The 18433-nt window shown below is 70.8% G+C and carries 14 protein-coding genes; 9 read left to right on the top strand and 5 right to left on the bottom strand.

The features are described from left to right. Positions 1–20: 20 nt before the first annotated feature. Entirely contained in the window at positions 21–896 is an 876-nt protein-coding gene (locus tag AB0E67_RS22850) for an aminoglycoside phosphotransferase family protein (protein WP_362029789.1), read from the bottom strand. A gap of 220 nt (positions 897–1116) precedes the next feature. Here AB0E67_RS22850 and AB0E67_RS22845 point away from each other — a divergent pair, with 220 nt between their 5' ends. Then, the gene (locus AB0E67_RS22845) at positions 1117–1737 is read left to right on the top strand and encodes a LysE family transporter (RefSeq protein WP_362029786.1); all 621 of its coding nucleotides are present in this window, start codon (positions 1117–1119) and stop codon (positions 1735–1737) included. 81 nt (positions 1738–1818) lie between these two features. Here AB0E67_RS22845 and AB0E67_RS22840 read toward each other — a convergent pair whose 3' ends face one another. Continuing rightward, positions 1819–3672 (bottom strand): serine hydrolase, encoded by a 1854-nt coding sequence (locus AB0E67_RS22840; RefSeq protein WP_362029784.1) that lies wholly within the window; start codon positions 3670–3672, stop codon positions 1819–1821. A gap of 182 nt (positions 3673–3854) precedes the next feature. On the opposite strand from AB0E67_RS22840, the gene AB0E67_RS22835 reads away from it, so the two are divergent. Both AB0E67_RS22835 and AB0E67_RS22830 read left to right on the top strand, forming a co-directional pair. Further along, complete coding sequence (locus AB0E67_RS22835) at positions 3855–4964, top strand: nitronate monooxygenase family protein (protein ID WP_362029781.1); 1110 nt, start codon at positions 3855–3857, stop codon at positions 4962–4964. After that, a complete protein-coding gene (locus tag AB0E67_RS22830) occupies positions 4961–6532 on the top strand; it encodes an acyl-CoA synthetase (protein WP_362029778.1) in 1572 nt (523 codons plus the stop codon). The genes AB0E67_RS22835 and AB0E67_RS22830 overlap by 4 nt, the downstream gene beginning before the upstream one ends. A 70-nt stretch (positions 6533–6602) precedes the next feature. Here AB0E67_RS22830 and AB0E67_RS22825 read toward each other — a convergent pair whose 3' ends face one another. Then, positions 6603–8360 carry an AIPR family protein gene (locus AB0E67_RS22825; RefSeq protein WP_362029775.1) on the bottom strand — a complete coding sequence of 586 codons (1758 nt, stop codon included), beginning with the start codon at positions 8358–8360 and terminating at the stop codon, positions 6603–6605. A 234-nt stretch (positions 8361–8594) separates the two neighbouring features. Here AB0E67_RS22825 and AB0E67_RS22820 point away from each other — a divergent pair, with 234 nt between their 5' ends. Continuing rightward, positions 8595–9023, top strand: coding sequence for a DUF3592 domain-containing protein (locus AB0E67_RS22820; RefSeq protein ID WP_362029773.1), 429 nt, complete (start codon positions 8595–8597; stop codon positions 9021–9023). 330 nt (positions 9024–9353) lie between these two features. Further along, positions 9354–10853 carry an acyl-CoA synthetase gene (locus AB0E67_RS22815; protein ID WP_362029770.1) on the top strand — a complete coding sequence of 500 codons (1500 nt, stop codon included), beginning with the start codon at positions 9354–9356 and terminating at the stop codon, positions 10851–10853. Between the two features lie 57 nt (positions 10854–10910). Here the strand turns inward: AB0E67_RS22815 and paaK are convergent, their stop codons facing one another. Both paaK and AB0E67_RS22805 read right to left on the bottom strand, forming a co-directional pair. Continuing rightward, positions 10911–12200, bottom strand: coding sequence for a phenylacetate--CoA ligase PaaK (paaK, locus tag AB0E67_RS22810; RefSeq protein WP_362029768.1), 1290 nt, complete (start codon positions 12198–12200; stop codon positions 10911–10913). 184 nt (positions 12201–12384) lie between these two features. Further along, positions 12385–14013 (bottom strand): FAD-dependent monooxygenase, encoded by a 1629-nt coding sequence (locus AB0E67_RS22805; RefSeq protein WP_362029986.1) that lies wholly within the window; start codon positions 14011–14013, stop codon positions 12385–12387. Positions 14014–14277: 264 nt separating this feature from the next. Between AB0E67_RS22805 and AB0E67_RS22800 the strand changes: the two genes are divergently transcribed. The 4 genes from AB0E67_RS22800 (at position 14278) to AB0E67_RS22785 (ending at position 18422) form a co-directional block, all read left to right on the top strand. Next, positions 14278–15399 (top strand): SchA/CurD-like domain-containing protein, encoded by a 1122-nt coding sequence (locus AB0E67_RS22800; RefSeq protein ID WP_362029766.1) that lies wholly within the window; start codon positions 14278–14280, stop codon positions 15397–15399. 76 nt (positions 15400–15475) lie between these two features. Next, positions 15476–15910, top strand: a complete 435-nt coding sequence (locus AB0E67_RS22795; RefSeq protein WP_362029763.1) for a cupin domain-containing protein — start codon at positions 15476–15478, stop codon at positions 15908–15910. Next, positions 15907–17175, top strand: a complete 1269-nt coding sequence (locus tag AB0E67_RS22790; protein WP_362029760.1) for a beta-ketoacyl-[acyl-carrier-protein] synthase family protein — start codon at positions 15907–15909, stop codon at positions 17173–17175. Before AB0E67_RS22795 ends, AB0E67_RS22790 begins: the two co-directional genes overlap by 4 nt. After that, entirely contained in the window at positions 17172–18422 is a 1251-nt protein-coding gene (locus tag AB0E67_RS22785; RefSeq protein WP_362029757.1) for a beta-ketoacyl synthase N-terminal-like domain-containing protein, read from the top strand. The genes AB0E67_RS22790 and AB0E67_RS22785 overlap by 4 nt, the downstream gene beginning before the upstream one ends. Positions 18423–18433 lie beyond the last annotated feature (11 nt).

Genomic DNA, 18433 nt, shown 5'->3' with positions numbered 1-18433 from the left:
CCCCCGACGGACGTGCTGCCTCACAGGCGTCGCTCGGCCAGATCGATCCAGTGTCCGACATCGCCCGGGGCGAAGTGCCTGATGGCCCAGTCGACCATCCGCAGACTCATGTGCGCCCAGGAGACCCGCAGGACGTCCTCGGGCAGGCCGTCCAGAATGTCGTCGAGGCGGTCCGCGACCCCCGGCACCTGTTCGGACGCGTGCAGCCCGAAACGCAGCGTGACCAGGTCGAACCGGCGGTCTCCCCGGCAGGCGCCGTCCCAGTCGATGACACCGGTGACGAAGCCGCCGGTGCACAGCAGGTTGCCGTGGTGGAAGTCGTGGTGCACGACGTCCCGGCCGGTCAGCAGCCGAGGACGGTCGGCGCCGAGCGCCGCGATCCGGCGCTCCAGGTCGCGGCTGCGTCGGCCGTGCCGGCGCAGCGGCTCGTGAAGACAGTAGCCGGGACCGTCGTCGAGCAGATACAACGGCATCGGGGGAATGTCCGCACGAGGGGCCAGCAGTCCCGCCTGCGCCTCGTTGAGGGCGAGCGCCCGGTCCAGCCCTTCGTGGTCGAGGCGGTCCACCGGCGCGCCCGGCAGCAATTCCTGGACCAGAACCGAGGCATGGCCCACCTGGAGCGCCAACTCCGTCGACGGGCAGGGATATCCGTGCGCGCGCAGCACCTCGCACACCGCCAGGGCGCCCGCCCGCAGCTCCTCGATCCGGGTGTCCGGACGCCACTTCAGCACGGACCGGCGACCGTCCGGCCATCGCACGTACGCGGCACCCACCTCGCCGCCCGGGCAGGGCCCCTCCACGGTCGGCCTCAGGCCCGTCCGCGCGTACAGCTCCTCGGAGAGGCGAGAGGCGTCGAGCCGCCGGACGCGCGTCCAGTCCTGCGGTGATGTGGTCATCGGGGCATTCTTCCATCGCCCGGGCGCCGGGTCGTCCGGTCGCCGGGTGCCGGACCGCCCGGGCACGGCGAGGACGAAAATGCCTTGCCCGGGGCGCCGCACGGCTCGACCATCTGCCCATGACACCGACCACCGTGCTGTCGCCGTCCACCTCCGCCGCCTGTCCGGTGCGGGACCGACAGCGGTCCGGGCGACGGCGGAGACCGGCTGTCGCGCGCCCATGACCGCCGCGCTGGTCGCGGGTCTTCTGGCCGGGTTCGGCATCGCCGTTCCCGTCGGGGCGGTCGGGAGCCATCTGGTCGGCCTCACCGCCCGGACGTCGCTGCGGACGGGAGCCTGCGCCGCCCTGGGCGTCGCCACCGCCGACGGTCTCTACGCGGCTGCCGCCGTGTTGGGAGGTTCCTCGCTCGCGGCGGTCCTCGCACCGGTCATGCCGACGCTGCGTGCGGCGTCCGTGCTGGTGCTGATCGCGCTGGCCGTCCATGGCGGCGTGACGGCGATCGCGCGGTACCGGGGGCGCCGGGCGGCGTCCCCGGTCGGCGCGGAGCCCGCCGGTCCGGGACGGTCGTACCTGCTGCTGTTCGGGATCACCCTGATGAACCCGGCCACCGTCGTCTATTTCGCGGCGCTCGTGCTCGGAAGCCGTACCACTGCCGAGGCCGGGCATCCGGAGCGGGCCGTGTTCGTGCTCGCCGCCTTCCTCGCGTCGGCGAGTTGGCAACTCCTGCTCGCGGGCGGGGGAGCGCTGCTCGGCCGGGTGGTGACGAGCCGACGCGGGCAGCTCGTCACCGCGCTGGCCTCCAGTGTCCTGATCACGGCCCTCGCCGTCCGATCGCTGTGACCGTGCCGGCGGCGGACCGGCCTTCAACGGCACGGCCGCGCCGCCCCGGCCCGCCGCGGCCGTACCTCCGGTTCGTCCCGCTCAGTCCGCCGAGGCGGTCCACCCCACCGCCTCGATCCGCGCCGTGTCGGCGGGCCGGCTCTCGTCGAAGACCGTCCGCCCGCCGTCCTCGACCCGGATCGCGTCCACGTACACCCCGCGTCCGACGTACAGCTGGTCCGTGGTGTACCGCCAGCGCAGCCGCACCTCCTGGCCGCGCCATGCGGCGAGGCCGGCGTCGAGCCGGTGCCAGATCCGGCCGGACCAGCCGGAGACCGAACCCGTCGGCCGGGGTTCGGGCTCCGGGCGGCCGGGCCCGTGGAGCGGCGAGGTGGTGAACGGCACCGGCTGCCAGGTAGCACCCGCGTCCGCGGATGCCTCCAGAAGGACGAAGTCGGACCCGGGCTCGGTGTCCCACCACAGGGCCGACGTCAGCCGGGCCCGCGACGAGGCGAGGCGCAGCGCGGGCAGGGTCAGCGTGGCGGTGGCGGCGCTCGCCATCCCCGAGAACCACGCCGTGCGGCCCCGGACCGGACGGACCGGGACGGCCCGCGCCATCCGGTTGGCGGCGGCGACGCGCGGCGCGCTGCCGGAACGCCAACTACGAACCGGATGAACCGAGTTGCCGAGAACGATCAGGAACGAGTCGGTCGTCGGGTCCAGGACCAGGCAGGTGCCGGTGAAGCCGGTGTGCCCGGCCGTGCGCGGGGTCGCCATCGCGCCCATGTACCAGTGCTGGTAGAGCTCGAACCCGAGCCCGTGCGCATCGCCGGGGAACGCGGTGTTGAAGTCCGTGAACAGCAGGTCCACCGAGGCTTCGGACAGGATCCTCGCCCGGCCGTAGGCCCCGCCGTTGAGCAGGGTGCGGGCGAGGACCGCGAGGTCCCAGGCGCAGGAGAAGACCCCGGCGTGCCCCGCGACGCCGCCCAGGCCGTACGCGTTCTCGTCGTGCACCTCGCCCCAGACCAGCCCTCGGTCGAGGCCGGACCACGGGAGCCGGGCGTCCTCCGTCGCCGCGATCCGCGGCCTCCAGGAGGCCGGAGGGTTGTACCGCGTGCGGTGCATCCCGAGGGGAGCGGTGATCTTCTCACGGAGCAGGACGTCCAGCGCGCGGCCGGTGATCCTCTCCAGCACCAGTTGCAGCGAGATCAGGTTCAGGTCGGAGTAGAGGTAGACCGTGCCGGGCGCGTTGGCCGGCGCCTCGTTCCACAGCAGCTCCAGCTGCCCCTCGCGCGTCGGCGCCTTGTACAGCGGGATCCACGAGCGGAACCCCGAGGTGTGCGTGAGCAGCTGACGGATCGTGATGTCCTGCTTCCCGGCGCGGGCGAAGTCGGGCAGGTACGCGGCGACCCTCGCCTCCAGCTCCAGTGTTCCGCGCTCGATCTGCTGCACGGCCAGGATCGAGGTGAACAGCTTGGACACCGACGCCAGGTCGAAGACCGTGTCCTCGGCCATGTCGATCTGCCGGTCGGGCGGGAACTCGACCCCCGTGTCGGTCTTCTCGTCGTACGCGGAGTAGCGCACGGCCTTGCCGATCGGCCGGTGCAGCGCCACCGTGCCGCCGCGTCCGGCGAGCAGCACCGCACCGGCGTACCAGGGGTGCGCGGGGGAGGGCTCCAGGAATTTCTCCGCGTCCGCGACCAGTTGGTCCAGGTGCTCCGGCGAAAGACCGGCGCGGACGGCGGATCCGCGCCGCAGTGTCGGGCGGGCGCGCCCGGGCACCGTGCCCGTCCCGGATCCCGCGCGCATACCCGACGACTCCGCTCCCGACTCCATGGCCGACGCGCGTTCCGCGAACGGAATCGGCGCCAGGGCGAGTGCCCCGCCCAGGGCCAGCATCCCACCGCCCAGCCTGCGTCGGCTGATCCCTCTGCTGCCGGTCGTGTCCTCGGTCATCCGGAACCCCTTCCCGCCGCGCGAAAGTAACTTTCGAAATCGTGCCCGATGATGAAACTTCTTTCCGTCGCAGAGAGTACTGTCACCCCCGCCGTCACGGAGGTCCCCGGCGTCACAAAGAATCTGACGAAGCATCAGAAAATCTCTTCCTTCGGCCGTCCGGCTGCGGCATCCTGCGCCCCATGGAGACGGAGCTGAGCAAGAAACTGGGAGTCGAGCACGCCATCTTCGGCTTCACGCCGTTCCCCGCGGTGGCCGCCGCCATCACCCGGGCCGGAGGTTTCGGCGTACTCGGCGCGGTCCGCTACACCGCCCCCGGAGACCTCGCGCGCGATCTCGACTGGATGCAGGAACACACCGACGGCAAGCCGTACGGTCTCGATGTCGTCATGCCCGCCAGGAAGGTCGAGGGCGTGACCGAGGCCGATGTCGAGGCGATGATCCCGGACGGGCACCGGCAGTTCGTCCGGGACACCCTGGCCGAGCACGGCGTGCCGGAACTCGCCGAGGGCGAGGCGTCCGGCTGGCGGATCACGGGGTGGATGGAGGACGTCGCCCGCACCCAGCTCGACGTCGCCTTCGACTACCCCATCAAGCTGCTCGCCAACGCCCTCGGCTCACCGCCCGCCGACGTGATCCGGCGCGCCCACGACCAAGGCGTCCTCGTCGCCGCGCTCGCCGGCAGTGCCCGGCACGCCCGCCACCACGCGGACGCGGGCATCGACATCGTCGTCGCCCAGGGCTACGAGGCCGGCGGCCACACCGGCGAGATCGCCTCCATGGTCCTGGTCCCGGACGTGGTCGACGCCGTGGGTCCGCTCCCGGTCCTCGCCGCGGGCGGTATCGGCAGCGGCGAGCAGATCGCCGCCGGACTCGCCCTCGGCGCCCAGGGTGTCTGGCTCGGCTCGATCTGGCTGACCACCGAGGAGGCCGACCTCCACTCCCCGGCCCTGACCCGCAAGCTCCTCGCCGCGGGATCCGGCGACACCGTCCGCTCCCGCGCCCTCACCGGCAAACCCGCCCGCCAGCTCCGCACCGAGTGGACCGACGCCTGGGACGACCCCTCGGGCCCGGGCGCCCTGCCCATGCCGCTCCAGGGGCTGCTGGTCGCCGAGGCGCTCTCCCGCATCCAGAAGTACGAGACCGGCGCGCTGCTCGGGACCCCCGTCGGACAGATCGTGGGCCGGATGACCCGCGAACGCGGCGTGCGCGCCGTTTTCGACGACCTGACCCGCGGCTTCGAACGCGCCGTCGACCGGATCAACCGCATCGCCGGACGGAGTGCCTCATGAACCCCCCGCCCAACGGCTTCTGGGCCCAGGCCGCGGCCGACCCGGGACGCAGGGTCCTGACCGCCCCCGACGGCGAGGACTGGACGGCCGGACGGCTGCACGCCGCGGCCAACCGTCTGGTCCACGGACTGCGCGCGGCCGGGCTGCGGCGCGGCGACGCCTTCGCGGTCGTCCTGCCCAACGGCGTCGAGTTCTTCACCGCCTACCTCGCCGCCGCCCAGGCGGGCCTCTACCTCGTCCCCGTCAACCACCACTTCGTCGGACCCGAGATCGCCTGGATCGTCTCCGACTCCGGCGCCAAGGTCCTGATCGCACACGAACGCTTCGCCCCCGCCGCGATCGCCGCCGCCGACGAGGCGGGGTTCCCGGCCGGCCGCCGCTACGCCGTGGGCGCGGTCGACGGCTTCCGCCCGTACGGCGAACTGCTCGACGGGCAGCCCGGCACGCCACCCGAGGACCGCACCCTCGGCTGGGTCATGAACTACACCTCCGGTACCACCGGCCGGCCGCGCGGCATCCGCCGCCCGCTCCCCGGCAGGCTCCCCGAGGAGAGCCACCTCGGCGGCTTCCTCGGCATCTTCGGCATCCGGCCCTTCGACGACAACGTCCATCTGGTGTGCTCGCCGCTCTACCACACGGCCGTCCTCCAGTTCGCCGCCGCGTCCCTCCACATCGGGCACCGGCTCGTCCTGATGGACAAGTGGGCGCCCGAGGAGATGCTGCGGCTGATCGACACCCACCGATGCACCCACACCCACATGGTGCCGACCCAGTTCCACCGCCTCCTCGCCCTCCCCGACGAGGTGAAGGGGCGCCACGACGTCACCTCCATGCGTCATGCCGTCCACGGCGCCGCACCCTGCCCGGACCACGTCAAGCGGGCCATGATCGAGTGGTGGGGGAGGTGTGTCGAGGAGTACTACGCGGCCAGCGAGGGCGGCGGAGCCTTCGCGACCGCCGAGGACTGGCTGAAGAAGCCCGGCACCGTCGGCAGGGCCTGGCCGATCAGCGAACTCGCCGTCCTGGACGACGACGGCAACCGCCTGCCGCCCGGCGAACTGGGCACCGTCTACATGAGGATGAACACCGGCGGCTTCCGCTACCACAAGGACGAGGCGAAGACGGAGAAGAACCGCGTCGGCGACTTCTTCACCGTCGGCGACCTCGGCGTCCTCGACGAGGAGGGCTACCTCTTCCTCCGCGACCGCAAGATCGACATGATCATCTCCGGCGGGGTCAACATCTACCCCGCCGAGATCGAGGGCGCCCTCCTCGCGCACCCCGCCGTCGCGGACGCGGCCGTCTTCGGCATTCCCCACCCCGGCTGGGGCGAGGCGGTCAAGGCCGTGGTCGAACCGGCCCCGGGACACGAGCCCGGCGACGCGCTCGCGGCCGGGATCCTGCTCCACTGCGAGCAGCGCCTCGCCGGGTACAAGCTTCCCCGGAGCATCGACTTCATCGCGGCGATGCCCCGCGACCCCAACGGCAAGCTGTACAAACGGCGACTGCGCGACCCGTACTGGGAGGGGCGCCCGAATGCGCTGTCTCCGTCGGAGCAAGGAAACTGATGACCGGCGGGACGAGCGCACCTGTGCCGACGCGCTCGCCCCGGCTCACCTGAGACCTCCGGAACGAGCCTCAGCGCTCGATGTGAAAGCGAGTCTGTGAGATGACGGACTGCCGGAGTCGGCTGGTGAACTCCGGACTCCGGGCGATACGGTCGACGCCACCGGCCTTGCTGGTGCGCAGGGCGGACTTGAAGTTCTGTTCGAGAACACCGGTCATGCGCCCCATGAGGTCGGTGTTGAGGTGGTCGAGGTCGATGTTGAGCAGGTCTCGCGGGGAGGGGCGGCGAAGGCGGGTGAGCGTGTATGCGCAGACGCCAGCGAGAGGATAGAGCCAGTTCTCCACCGTTTCGCCGAGGAGGGGGCGGTCTTCGGAGTATTGGATGAGAAACCGGCGCAGGCGCGTGTGGACGTCGAGCGTGAGACGGTACAGGTCGAGGTCGTTACGAGGAGAGAAGATCTGCCCGTAGTGCTTGTCGTCCAGGAGCAGGGCCTCCGAGTGGCGTAGCGCGGTGTGAGGCTCCCGCAGTGCAAATGCGGTGAACTCACGTGCGAGTCGGGTCATGCTGACGACTTGGTCGAGACGAAAGCCGAGATTTCGGTAATAACCTGCTCGGCGTTCGTAGTAGTAGCCACCTCCATGGTTGAGGCTTTCCTCGATATCTTTCTGGATCGGTTCTGTGGCCCGCAGCGCCCCGGCCGGCAGCTGTGTCTGGCTGTTGGTGGCCCGGATGATTCGGTCACGAGTGGTACCGGACTCGGGCGCAACGACGATCTTGACCAGCAGTGACCTGTCGAGGTGTTGCCCACCCCCTTGGAAGTAGCGATAGACCTCGTGACTGCTCTGAAGTCCGTTGACGATCTGTGGGTCCTTGATCACGATCTTCTTCCCCGCGATCTGGGCGGCATCGGCAACGACGGTGACACCGTTGTTGAACCACCAGAAGTCCTCACGCGTCCCGGACTTCAGCGTGTCGCCGATGGCTGTGTTCACTGCCGTGGAGCCGGCGTAGTCCCTCACATTTGATTCGAACAACTCCAGTCGTAGCGCCTCGTTTTCAGAGGTGATGAACCGGTAGTACTCGTCCAGGCGGGCCAGACAGACATAGCCTTCGCCGAGAGACGTACTCATCGGTGTCTCGGAGAAGACGAGTTGTGCGACCGCCTTCGCCCCTCGGGCGGTTCGCTCGCGCAGGTCCGCGGCGCTCAGGTACTCGATAGTCGCCTCGGAGTCGGATGTGATTTTTGCCAGCTCTCGGCGCAGTCGGTCACCTTTGGCCTTGACGTTGGGGTGAGGCTTTTCCGCTGCTTTGCTTGCATAGATCACCTTCACCCGAACCTGGGGGAACGAGGAGGCAAGTTCCTCAAGGACCTGTAGAAAGCGACGTGTGCGATCCATCAGTTTCGCGTTGGTGTGCGCGATGAGTTCGTCCTCGTCGCGGCCCATGTCGAGCAGCGCGGGGAGATGGAAGTGCAACTTTTCGAACACCGTTTCCTGGTAGCCGGGTGAGGTCTTCGCCTGCAGAATGACCAACTCGATCGTACTCGCCCGGGAATTCAGATACTGGTGGGCATCGGCGGTGACGTAGCGGCCATCGACGAAGGACCAGATACCGTCGATTCCGCAGTCGTGTGCCCCGTCCACGATGCCGTCCGTGATCTCGTCGTTGTCGAGATCCCAGTCCTGTAGCGCCTTGTCAGCGGCAAAGAAGGTAAAGAAGTCGTCTCGTCCTTGATGTGGAGCGAGACGTCGACGCTGATCATCCAGGATGCGGTCGAGCAGGCGCTGGTCGTTGCTCTGTGCAGATGTCACAAACCCCCCAGTGGTCATGCGGACGGGACAAGATTGTCATTGGACTGGTGCCTGGGGAAGCCCACGAAAGTCGTGAAACCTGTTTGATTACAGGGGAGTCGGCCGCGTCTTGAGTCGCCCTGGAGGCTGACCTGCCGTCACGATCGCCCCTTGCCGACCGGGCGGTGGGCACGGGATCATGGCGTCCATACGGGAGTTCGACTTCCGGGCGGGACCGGCGCCCGGAAGGGCCGTCAGCATTCCGGGGGAGCCGTGGTCGTCGCCGTCGTGTATTTTCTCGCCGCCCTGGGGGCGGCCGCCGCCTTCGCCGGGGGGCTGGACCGGCAGCTCCACGGGCCTCGGCTGCGGGCCGCGTGGAAGGACGGGCTCACTGCCGACGCGCGGTGCACGCGTGTGCGCACCGAGGAGGCGCAGGACGCGGACGGAGTGCCGTTCGTCCGCGTCTGTCCGACCCTGGAGTTCCGCACCGCCGACGGCCGGACGGTGAGCTTCGAGGAGCGCCAGGGACGCACCGAACCGGCCGAGGGCGACTTCCTGACGGTGCACTACAGCGCGCACGACCCGCTGACGGCGACGACCCGCTCCCCGTCGTTCGGCATGCTCCATCTCAGGGCCCTGGTGACCGGCGCGGGAGCGGTGTTCGCCGCGGTCACGGCGACCGTGCTGGCGCTGGTCCTCTGACACTGTCCGCGGTGCGTGCGAAGGTCTGTCCCGTAATCCCTGGTGGATCGGCGCGCGGCGTCGGATGCGGTGCGTCGCAAGGCGGAGGGGCGCCCGCATACTGGATGTATGCGGGCGTTCCGACAACGCGGCGAGGTGCCGTAGCTGTCGTCGTGCGCCCGCCAGGGATTACGGGACAGCCCTCAGGGGGCACCGCTCCCGGTCCGTCGCGTCCGAGCGGTCGGCAAACGGGCCGCCGGTGCCTGAGCGGACCCCTGTCCGCACCCCGTGACCTCCCCTTGCGTCGTCCCACCCCTTGACCGCAGGGATCCGGCCGCACAGGATCACGCCATGACAGGTGTACGGAGCAGCACAGTCGACGGTGTCGTGGCCCGCAGCGCACGCCGCACCCCCGGGCGCACCGCCCTCGCATACGCACGGCGGACCTGGACCTACGCGGAACTCGACACCGCCGTGAGCACGGCGGCGGCGGTCCTCACCGGGGAGCACCGGCTGAGCGCGGGCGACCGGGTCGCCTGCTACGCGCACAACTCCGACGCGTACCTGATCGCCTTCCTCGCCTGCGCCCGCGCGGGCCTGGTCCACGTCCCCGTCAACCAGAACCTCACGGGTGACGACCTCACGTACATCCTGGAACAGTCCGGCACCGCCCTCGTGCTCGCCGACCCGGACCTCGCCGACCGGGTCCCGGACGCCTTCGCCGTACGCGCGCTGCGCGACGCACCGGGCTCCCTCCTCGACGCCCTCGCCGCACCGCGCCCCTTCACCCCGGACCGCGAACCGGAAGCCGGGGACCTGGTCCAGCTCCTCTACACCTCGGGCACCACCGCGCTCCCCAAGGGCGCCATGATGACCCACGGCGCCCTCGTCCACGAGTACGTCAGCGCGATCACGGCGCTCGGCCTGCGCGCCACCGACCGGCCCGTCCACTCGCTGCCGCTCTACCACTCCGCGCAGATGCACGTCTTCCTGCTGCCCTACCTCGCCGTCGGCGCGAGCAACGTCGTCCTCGACGCCCCCGACGTGGACACGATCTTCGACCTGGTCGAGGCGGGCCGGGCGGACAGCCTCTTCGCCCCGCCCACCGTCTGGATCGGCATCTCCCGGCACCCCGGGTTCGCCACCCGGGAACTCGGTGGACTGCGCAAGGCGTACTACGGTGCGTCGATCATGCCCGTACCCGTGCTGGAACGGCTCCGCGAGCGGCTGCCCGGCCTCGCGTTCCACAACTGCTTCGGGCAGAGCGAGATCGGGCCGCTCGCCATGGTCCTGGGACCGGACGAGCACGAGGGCCGGATGGACTCCTGCGGCAGGCCCGTCCTGTTCGTCGAGGCCCGGGTCGTCGACGAGGACGGCAAGGAGGTGCCCGACGGCACGCCCGGCGAAGTCGTCTACCGCTCACCGCAGTTGTGCGAGGGCTACTGGGACAAGCCCGAGGAGAGCGCGGCGGCGTTCCACGACGGCTGGTTCCACTCCGGCGACCTCGCCGTGCGCGACGCGGACGGCTTCTTCACGGTCGTCGACCGGGTCAAGGACGTCATCAACTCGGGCGGTGTCCTCGTCGCCTCCCGCCAGGTCGAGGACGCGCTCTACACCCATCCCGCCGTCGCCGAGGCCGCCGTCGTCGGACTGCCCGACGAGCGCTGGATCGAGGCGGTGACGGCCGTGGTCGTCCTGCGGGGCGAGGCGACGGAGGCCGAGCTCATCGACCACGCCCGCGAACGGCTCGCCCGCTTCAAGGCCCCCAAGAAGGTCCTCTTCGTGGACGAACTGCCGCGCAACGCCAGCGGGAAGATCCTCAAGCGGGAGCTGCGCGACAGGTTCGCCTGACAGCCCGGTACGGACCCTCGGCGGGGTCGGCGGGGCCGCGCCGTCCCCGCCGACCCGCTACCGCCCGCCGCGTTCGTCCACGATCCGCCGGAACTTGCCCACCGACCGCTCCAGCGTCTCGGGATCCACGATCTCGACCCCCACCGAGACCCCGATCCCGTCCTTGACCGCGGTCGCGATCGACTCCTCGGCGGCCCTCCGTTGCTCGGGGGTGGCCCCGGCCCGGGCCTCCGCCCGTACGGTCAGGGAGTCGAGGCGGCCCTCGCGGGTCAGCCGCAGCTGGAAGTGCGGCGCGACGCCCGGCGTCCGCAGCACGATCTCCTCGACCTGGGTCGGGAAGAGGTTCACGCCGCGCAGGATCACCAGGTCGTCGCTGCGCCCGGTCACCTTCTCCATCCGCCGGAACACCCGCGCCGTGCCGGGCAGCAGCCGGGTCAGGTCCCTCGTCCGGTAGCGGATCACCGGCATGGCCTCCTTGGTGAGCGAGGTGAAGACCAGCTCGCCCTCCTCACCGTCCGGCAGGACCTCCCCGGTGAACGGGTCGACGATCTCCGGATAGAAGTGGTCCTCCCAGATGTGCAGCCCGTCCTTGGTCTCCACGCACTCCTGCGCCACACCGGGGCCCATGACCTCCGACAGCCCGTAGATGTCGACCGCGTCGATCGCGAACCGCTCCTCGATCTCGTGCCGCATCCCCTCCGTCCACGGCTCGGCGCCGAAGATTCCCGCCTTCAGGGAGGTCGTGCGCGGATCCACGCCCTGCCGCTCGAACTCGTCGAGCAGCGTCAGCATGTACGACGGCGTCACCATGATGATGTCGGGCCGGAAGTCCTGGATCAGCTGCACCTGACGTGCCGTCATGCCGCCGGAGGCGGGGATGACCGTGCAGCCGAGCCGTTCCGCCCCGTAGTGCGCCCCCAGACCGCCGGTGAACAGCCCGTATCCGTACGCCACATGGACCTTGTACCCGGGGCGGCCGCCCGCCGCCCGGATCGAGCGGGCGACCACGTCCGCCCAGGTGTCCAGGTCCCGCTCGGTGTAGCCGACGACGGTCGGACGGCCCGTCGTCCCGCTCGACGCGTGAATCCTGCGCACCCGTTCCTCTGGGACGGCGAACATGCCGAAGGGGTAGTTGTCCCGCAGGTCCGCCTTGGTCGCGAAGGGGAAGCGGCCGAGATCGGCGAGCGTGCGGCAGTCGTCCGGCCGCAGCCCGGCCGCATCGAACGCGGCCCGGTAGTGGCCGACGTTCTCGTACGCGTGGCGCAGCGCGGCGCGCAGCCGCTCCAGCTGGAGTGCCTCCAGCTCGTCCCGGCCCAGTCGTTCCGCCGAGTCCAGCAGAGACGTCATCCGGATCTCCCTCTCCCGAGCAGACGACCGATCATTCGGTCGATCTTTCTGGAGCAGTAATTCAGGATGTTCCGCCCCATGGCAAGAGGGGCGACGCGGATCATTCGCGTCGCCCCTCGCTTCCGCCCCGCCCGTCCGCCGCGAGCCCGCCCCGGCCGGGCCGGCCGGGAGCGCGACGGGCAGGTCAGGACCGGTGCAGCAGTGAGGTCAGGACGTCGTGGAGGGTGGCCTCGGCATCGTCGACGGAGCCCGTCGACCGCCAGGCGACGAAACCGTCGGGACGTACCAGCACGGCGCCCTCGGGCGTCGTGCCGTGGGCCTGCGCCCAGTCGGCCCCGCCCTCCGGCTCCAGGTCGGCACCGGGGCCCACGCCGTACACCCGTAGCCGTACCGACAGCCTGGCGGCGACCCGCTCGGCCGCCCGCCGCCACGCCACGTCCCCACCATCGGTGAGCAGCACGAAGGTGTTCTCGTACAGATCCAGGGTCGACTTGCGCCCGCCGGACTGACGCACCCACAGATGCGGCGCGCGGCTGCCGGGCCTGCCGTCCAACTGCATCTTCTCCGGCACCACCGGCTGATCCGGTTCGGCGTCCAGCACGGCGCCCCGGAGATAGCGGTAGCCCAGGGCCACGGCGAGCATCCCGCCCTGCCTCCCACCGCCCACTCCAGGGGCCGCGGTGTAGCCCGGGTGGCTGTGCTCGCTGGAGCGCGCCGAGGCCCGAGCGCTCGTCGCCCGCGCCACCGGCAGCCGTTCCGCCTCGTAGGTCTCCAGCAGACCCGGACCCGCCTCGCCCCGCAGCACGGCGGCGAGCTTCCAGGCCAGGTTGTGCGCGTCCTGGATGCCGGTGTTGGAACCGAACGCCCCGGTGGGGGACATCTCGTGGGCCGAGTCCCCGGCGAGGAACACCCTGCCGGAGCCGTACCGCTCCGCGACGCGTTCCGCCGCGTGCCACGGCGCCCTGCCGGTGATCTCGATGTCGAGGTCCGGCGCCCCGACCGCGGTGCGGATGTGCGCGGCGCACCGCTCGTCGGTGAAGTCCTCCAGCATCTCGCCGAGCCCGGGTTGCCACGGGGCGTGGAACACCCAGTCCTTCTCGTTGTCCACGGGCAGCAGCGCACCGTCCGCGGCGGGGTTGGTCAGATAGCAGACGATGAAGCGGCGGTCGCCCAGCACTTCGGCGAGCCGCCGCGAACGGAAGGTGATGCTGACGTTGTGGAACAGGTCGCCCGGCCCCGTCCGGCCGATCCGCAGTTGCTCACGGATGGGGCTGCGCGCCCCGTCGGCGGCGATGAGATAGTCCGCGCGGACACTGATGTGCTCACCGGTCTCCCGGCTCTTGAGGGCCGCGTCCACTCCCGACGCGTCCTGTTCGAAGCTCTGCAGCTCGGTCGAGAACCGCAGATCGCCGCCCTGCCCGAGCGCCTGCTCCAGCAGCACGGGCTCCAGGTCGTTCTGACTGCACAGGCACCAGCCGGTCGGACTGAAACGGGCCAGCCCGCCGCCCGGGTCGATCTCCTTGAACAACCACCTCTGGTCGTCCCCGGTGAGCGACCCCGCCTGCAGGATGCCGTGGTTGCCGGCGAGCACCGACGCCGCCTCGCGGATCGCCGGTTCGGTTCCGGCGGTGCGGAACACCTCCATCGTGCGCACGTTGTTGCCGCGGCCGCGCGGATGCGTCGAGGTGGCGCGGTGCTTCTCGACCAGCAGATGCTCGATGCCGAGCCGGCCGAGGAAGAGTGAGGCGGACAGGCCCACCAGGGAGCCTCCCACGATGAGGACCGGTACGCGAATGTCGACGTTCTCGTTCATCAGTTGCTCCAGCTCGGACGCCGTTCGGTTGCCTTGTTCCATGCCCTTGTCGGAGCGGTTCGGACGGCCGCTCACCTGAACGGTTCATAAATCTCGCGCCACCCGGACCAGCGTTTCACGATCGGTCACGGAGACGATGCCCGCTGTCACGGGGGCGGACCACCCGCATCCGCAGGGAGAGTCCCCGCTCCGAATCCACTCGCCAACCGACGGTTGACGGCACGCCTCCGGGCTGCCCACGACGCCGTCTCGAAGGAGACCCATATGACCAGCACCCTCTCGGAACGGATCTCCCAGTCCGCCTTCGACGGTTCCCGACTGCGTGTCGTGCTGCTGCTCGACCTCTACGACGGGGCCCAGCAGCAGTTCCTGGAAGCGTACGAACACCTGCGCAACCAGGTGGCGTCCGTCCCCGGACACATCAGCGACCAGCTGTGCCAGTCCATCGAGAACCCCTCGCAGTGGCTGATCACCAGCGAATGGGAGAGCGCCCCGCCGTTCCTCGCCTGGGTGAACAGCGAGGAGCACGTGGAGACGGTCCAGCCGCTGCACAACTGCGTGCGCGACACCCGTTCGCTGCGCTTCAGCGTCCTGCGGGAGACCGGGAAGGCGTTCGAGCTCGCGTCCGAGACGGCCAAGGGCAAGCTCCAGGCGTCGCCCCGTCTGGGCGACGGGGTGGTGCGCCACGCGCTTACGTTCACCGTCCAGCCCGGCACCGAGGGAATCGTGGCCAAGATCCTCGCCGATTACGAGTCCCCGAGCGCGCGTGTCGACGAGGACACCCGACTGCGCCGCACCTCGCTCTTCATGCACGGCAACCGCGTCGTACGGGCCATCGAGGTCGAGGGCGACCTCCTCGCGGCCCTGCGCCACGTCGCCCGCCAGCCCGAGGTCCGGGCGGTCGAGGAGGCCATCAACCCGTACCTGGAACAGGACCGGGACCTCAGCGACCCGGACTCCGCCCGCATGTTCTTCACCCGGGCGGCGCTCCCCACCGTCCACCACGTGACCGCGGGCCGCCACGCCGCCGCCGACGTACGCCGGCACGCGCTCTTCTACCAGGCCAGGCCGGGCTGTGGCATGGCACTCGCCCGGCTGCTCGCCGGCCACGACGAGGAAGCGGCCGACGACCCGGCGAGCATCATCGACAGCAGCACCATCTTCCAGCGCGACGACGTGGTCGTCCGCCTCCTCGAAGCGGTCGAACCCCTCGACGCGCAGCCCGCCCAGGCCGTCGGCATCGACGGTCCCGGCAAGGTGGCCAGGCTCGGACGCCTCCTCGACGGCGCCACGAACACCGTGCCCACCGACGACCGGGAGATCGCGGACTTCCTCGCGGGGGCCGAGATGTCGCTGATCACCGACCGGCGCGCCACGGAGTCCTGAACCGCGCGTCCGCACTCCGGGGGGTTCTCGCTCAACCCGTCAACACATCGCGCAATGTGCCAGGAGGAAAGCAGTCATGACCACGTACCGGCCACGCATCGTGGACCTCAGCGAGACGCAGCCCAACCGCAGGCGCGGAGGAGACCTTCGCGCCATGCTCACGCCGACCGCCGTGGGAGCCACCAGCGGCTTCATGGGGCTGGCCATCGTCCAGCCCGGCGACCGCATCGGCGAGCACTACCACCCGTACTCCGAGGAGTTCGTGTACGTCGTCGACGGCCTCCTGGAGGTGGACCTGGACGGCGAGCCGTACAAGCTGCGGCCCGACCAGGGACTGCTGATCCCTCCCCATGTGCGCCACCGGTTCCGGAACGTGGGGGACGTCGAGGCGCGCATGGTCTTCCACCTCGGCCCGCTCGCGCCGCGCCCCGAACTCGGCCACGTCGACACCGAACACACCGGATCCGACGACCGCGTCGCACCGCCGGAGCGGACGGAGGCCTCCTCATGACCCGACGCGTGGCGGTCACCGGCGTCGGTGTCGTCGCCCCCGGCGGCATCGGCGTACCGGCCTTCTGGGACCTCCTCGCGAACGGACGTACCGCCACCAGGGGCATCACGCTCTTCGACCCCACCGGATTCCGCTCCCGCATCGCCGCCGAGTGCGACTTCGACCCGGCGGCACACGGCCTGGACGCCGACGAGATCGCCCGTTCGGACCGCTACGTCCAGTTCGCCATGGTGGGCGCCAGGGAGGCCCTCGACGACGCCGGTCTCGACCCGGGGAAGGTGGACCCCTGGCGGATGGGGGTGTCGCTCGGCACCGCGGTCGGCGGCACCACCCGGCTGGAGCACGACTACGTCGCCGTCAGCGGCGGCGGTGCCCGCTGGGACGTCGACCCCCGGCCGGCCGGGCCGCACCTGGAACGGGCCTTCTCGCCCAGCACGCTCGCCTCGGCGGTGGCCGAGCAGATCGGCGCCCACGGCCCGGTGCAGACCGTCTCCACAGGCTGCACCTCCGGACTCGACGCGATCGGGTACGCCTTCCAGTCCATCGAGGAAGGACACGTGGACATCTGCGTCGCCGGGGCGTCCGACTCGCCGATCACCCCCATCACGGTGGCGTGCTTCGACGCGATCAAGGCCACCTCGCCCAACAACGACGACCCGGAGCACGCCTCCCGGCCCTTCGACGCCCGCCGCGACGGTTTCGTCATGGGCGAGGGCGGGGCGGTGCTGGTCCTGGAGGAGCTGGAGCACGCCCGCGCCCGCGGCGCGACCGTGTACTGCGAGATCGCGGGGTACGCCACCTTCGGCAACGCGTACCACATGACCGGGCTGACGGCCGAGGGACTGGAGATGGCCGAGGCGATCGACCGCGCACTGGGCCACGCCCGGCTGGACGGTTCGCAGATCGACTACGTCAACGCGCACGGCTCGGGCACCAAGCAGAACGACCGGCACGAGACGGCGGCGGTCAAGCGGGCCCTGGGCGCGCACGCCTACGACGTGCCGATGAGCTCGATCAAATCCATGATCGGCCACTCGCTGGGGGCGATCGGGGCCATAGAGATCGCCGCCTGCGTACTGGCCCTGGTCCACCAGACGGTGCCGCCCACGGCGAACTACGAGAGCCCGGACCCGGAATGCGATCTCGACTACGTGCCGCGCACCGCGCGTCCGCTGAAGCTGCGCAGTGTCCTCTCGGTCGGCAGCGGCTTCGGCGGATTCCAGTCCGCGGTGGCCCTGACCCGGACAGGTGGGAGGACACCATGAGAAGCCGCAGAGCCCGGCGGACCGTCGTCACCGGCATCGGTGTCGTCGCCCCCGGTGGAACCGGTACCGAAGCATTCTGGAAGCGGGCGCAGGAGGGCATCAGCGTCCTCGACCGGGTCTCCCGCGAGGGGTGCGAGCACCTTCCGCTGCGGGTCGCGGGCGAGGTGCGGGACTTCGAGGCGGCCGAACTGATCGAGGAACGCTTCGTCGTCCAGACCGACCGGTTCTCGCACTTCGCGATGGCCGCCGCGGACATCGCCCTGGACGACGCCCGGCTGGGCCGCGCCGACTACGAGGACTCACCGTTCGACGTCGGTGTGGTGACCGCCGCCGGGTCCGGCGGCGGCGAGTTCGGGCAGCGCGAACTCCAACGGCTGTGGGGGCAGGGATCCACGTACGTGGGCCCGTACCAGTCCATCGCCTGGTTCTACGCCGCCAGCACCGGTCAGATCTCCATCCGCGGCGGGTTCAAGGGTCCGTGCGGCGTCGTGGCCAGCGACGAGGCGGGCGGACTGGACGCGCTGGCCCACGCCGCCCGCTCGATCCGCGGTGGCGCCGAGGCGGTGGTGGTGGGCGCGGCCGAGGCACCACTGGCGCCCTATTCGGTGGTGTGCCAGCTCGGCTACGACGACCTGAGCACCCGCGACGAGCCCTCCCGCGCCTATCTGCCGTTCACCTCGGACGCCTGCGGCTTCGTGCCGGCCGAGGGCGGCGCCATGCTGGTGGTCGAGGAGGAGCAGTCGGCACGCGGGCGCGGCGCCCGGGTCCGGGCCGAACTCGCCGGGCACGCCGCCACGTTCACCGGGGCGGGCCGCTGGGAGGAGTCCCGGGAGGGCCTCGCCCAGGCGATCATCGGCGCGCTGCGGGAGGCCGACTGCGCACCGGACGAGATCGACGTCGTCTTCGCGGACGCCCTCGGCGTGCCGGCCGCCGACCGTGCCGAGGCGCTCGCGATCGCCGACGCGCTCGGCGCACACGGCCGGCAGGTACCGGTGACGGCCCCCAAGTCCGGGATCGGGCGCGCCTACTGCGGGGCTCCGGTGCTGGACGCGGCCGCCGCCGTGCTCGCCATGGAGAACGCCCTGATACCGCCCACGCCGAACGTCTACGAGGTGTGTCACGACCTCGACGTCGTCACCGGCAGCGCCCGCCCCGCCGAACTGCGCACGGCGCTGGTGCTCAGCCGCGGGCTCATGGGCTCGAACGCGGCCCTGGTGCTGCGGCGCTCCACCGATACCCCATCGTGAGAAGGAGAAGT

It is taken from the genome of Streptomyces sp. NPDC032161 (assembly GCF_040636995.1).
Lineage (GTDB): Bacteria > Actinomycetota > Actinomycetes > Streptomycetales > Streptomycetaceae > Streptomyces.
The sequence above is the reverse complement of the archived record's forward strand: the minus strand, read 5'-3'. Positions and strand labels throughout refer to the sequence as shown.

Excerpts from the sequence above, each read along its gene's own strand:
- AB0E67_RS22850 (WP_362029789.1), bottom strand. The coding sequence starts at position 896 with ATGACCACATCACCGCAGGACTGGACGCGCGTCCGGCGGCTCGACGCC.
- AB0E67_RS22845 (WP_362029786.1), top strand. The coding sequence starts at position 1,117 with ATGACCGCCGCGCTGGTCGCGGGTCTTCTGGCCGGGTTCGGCATCGCC.
- AB0E67_RS22840 (WP_362029784.1), bottom strand. The coding sequence starts at position 3,672 with ATGACCGAGGACACGACCGGCAGCAGAGGGATCAGCCGACGCAGGCTG.
- AB0E67_RS22835 (WP_362029781.1), top strand. The coding sequence starts at position 3,855 with ATGGAGACGGAGCTGAGCAAGAAACTGGGAGTCGAGCACGCCATCTTC.
- AB0E67_RS22830 (WP_362029778.1), top strand. The coding sequence starts at position 4,961 with ATGAACCCCCCGCCCAACGGCTTCTGGGCCCAGGCCGCGGCCGACCCG.
- AB0E67_RS22825 (WP_362029775.1), bottom strand. The coding sequence starts at position 8,360 with ATGACCACTGGGGGGTTTGTGACATCTGCACAGAGCAACGACCAGCGC.
- AB0E67_RS22815 (WP_362029770.1), top strand. The coding sequence starts at position 9,354 with ATGACAGGTGTACGGAGCAGCACAGTCGACGGTGTCGTGGCCCGCAGC.
- paaK (WP_362029768.1), bottom strand. The coding sequence starts at position 12,200 with ATGACGTCTCTGCTGGACTCGGCGGAACGACTGGGCCGGGACGAGCTG.
- AB0E67_RS22805 (WP_362029986.1), bottom strand. The coding sequence starts at position 14,013 with ATGAACGAGAACGTCGACATTCGCGTACCGGTCCTCATCGTGGGAGGC.
- AB0E67_RS22800 (WP_362029766.1), top strand. The coding sequence starts at position 14,278 with ATGACCAGCACCCTCTCGGAACGGATCTCCCAGTCCGCCTTCGACGGT.
- AB0E67_RS22795 (WP_362029763.1), top strand. The coding sequence starts at position 15,476 with ATGACCACGTACCGGCCACGCATCGTGGACCTCAGCGAGACGCAGCCC.
- AB0E67_RS22790 (WP_362029760.1), top strand. The coding sequence starts at position 15,907 with ATGACCCGACGCGTGGCGGTCACCGGCGTCGGTGTCGTCGCCCCCGGC.
- AB0E67_RS22785 (WP_362029757.1), top strand. The coding sequence starts at position 17,172 with ATGAGAAGCCGCAGAGCCCGGCGGACCGTCGTCACCGGCATCGGTGTC.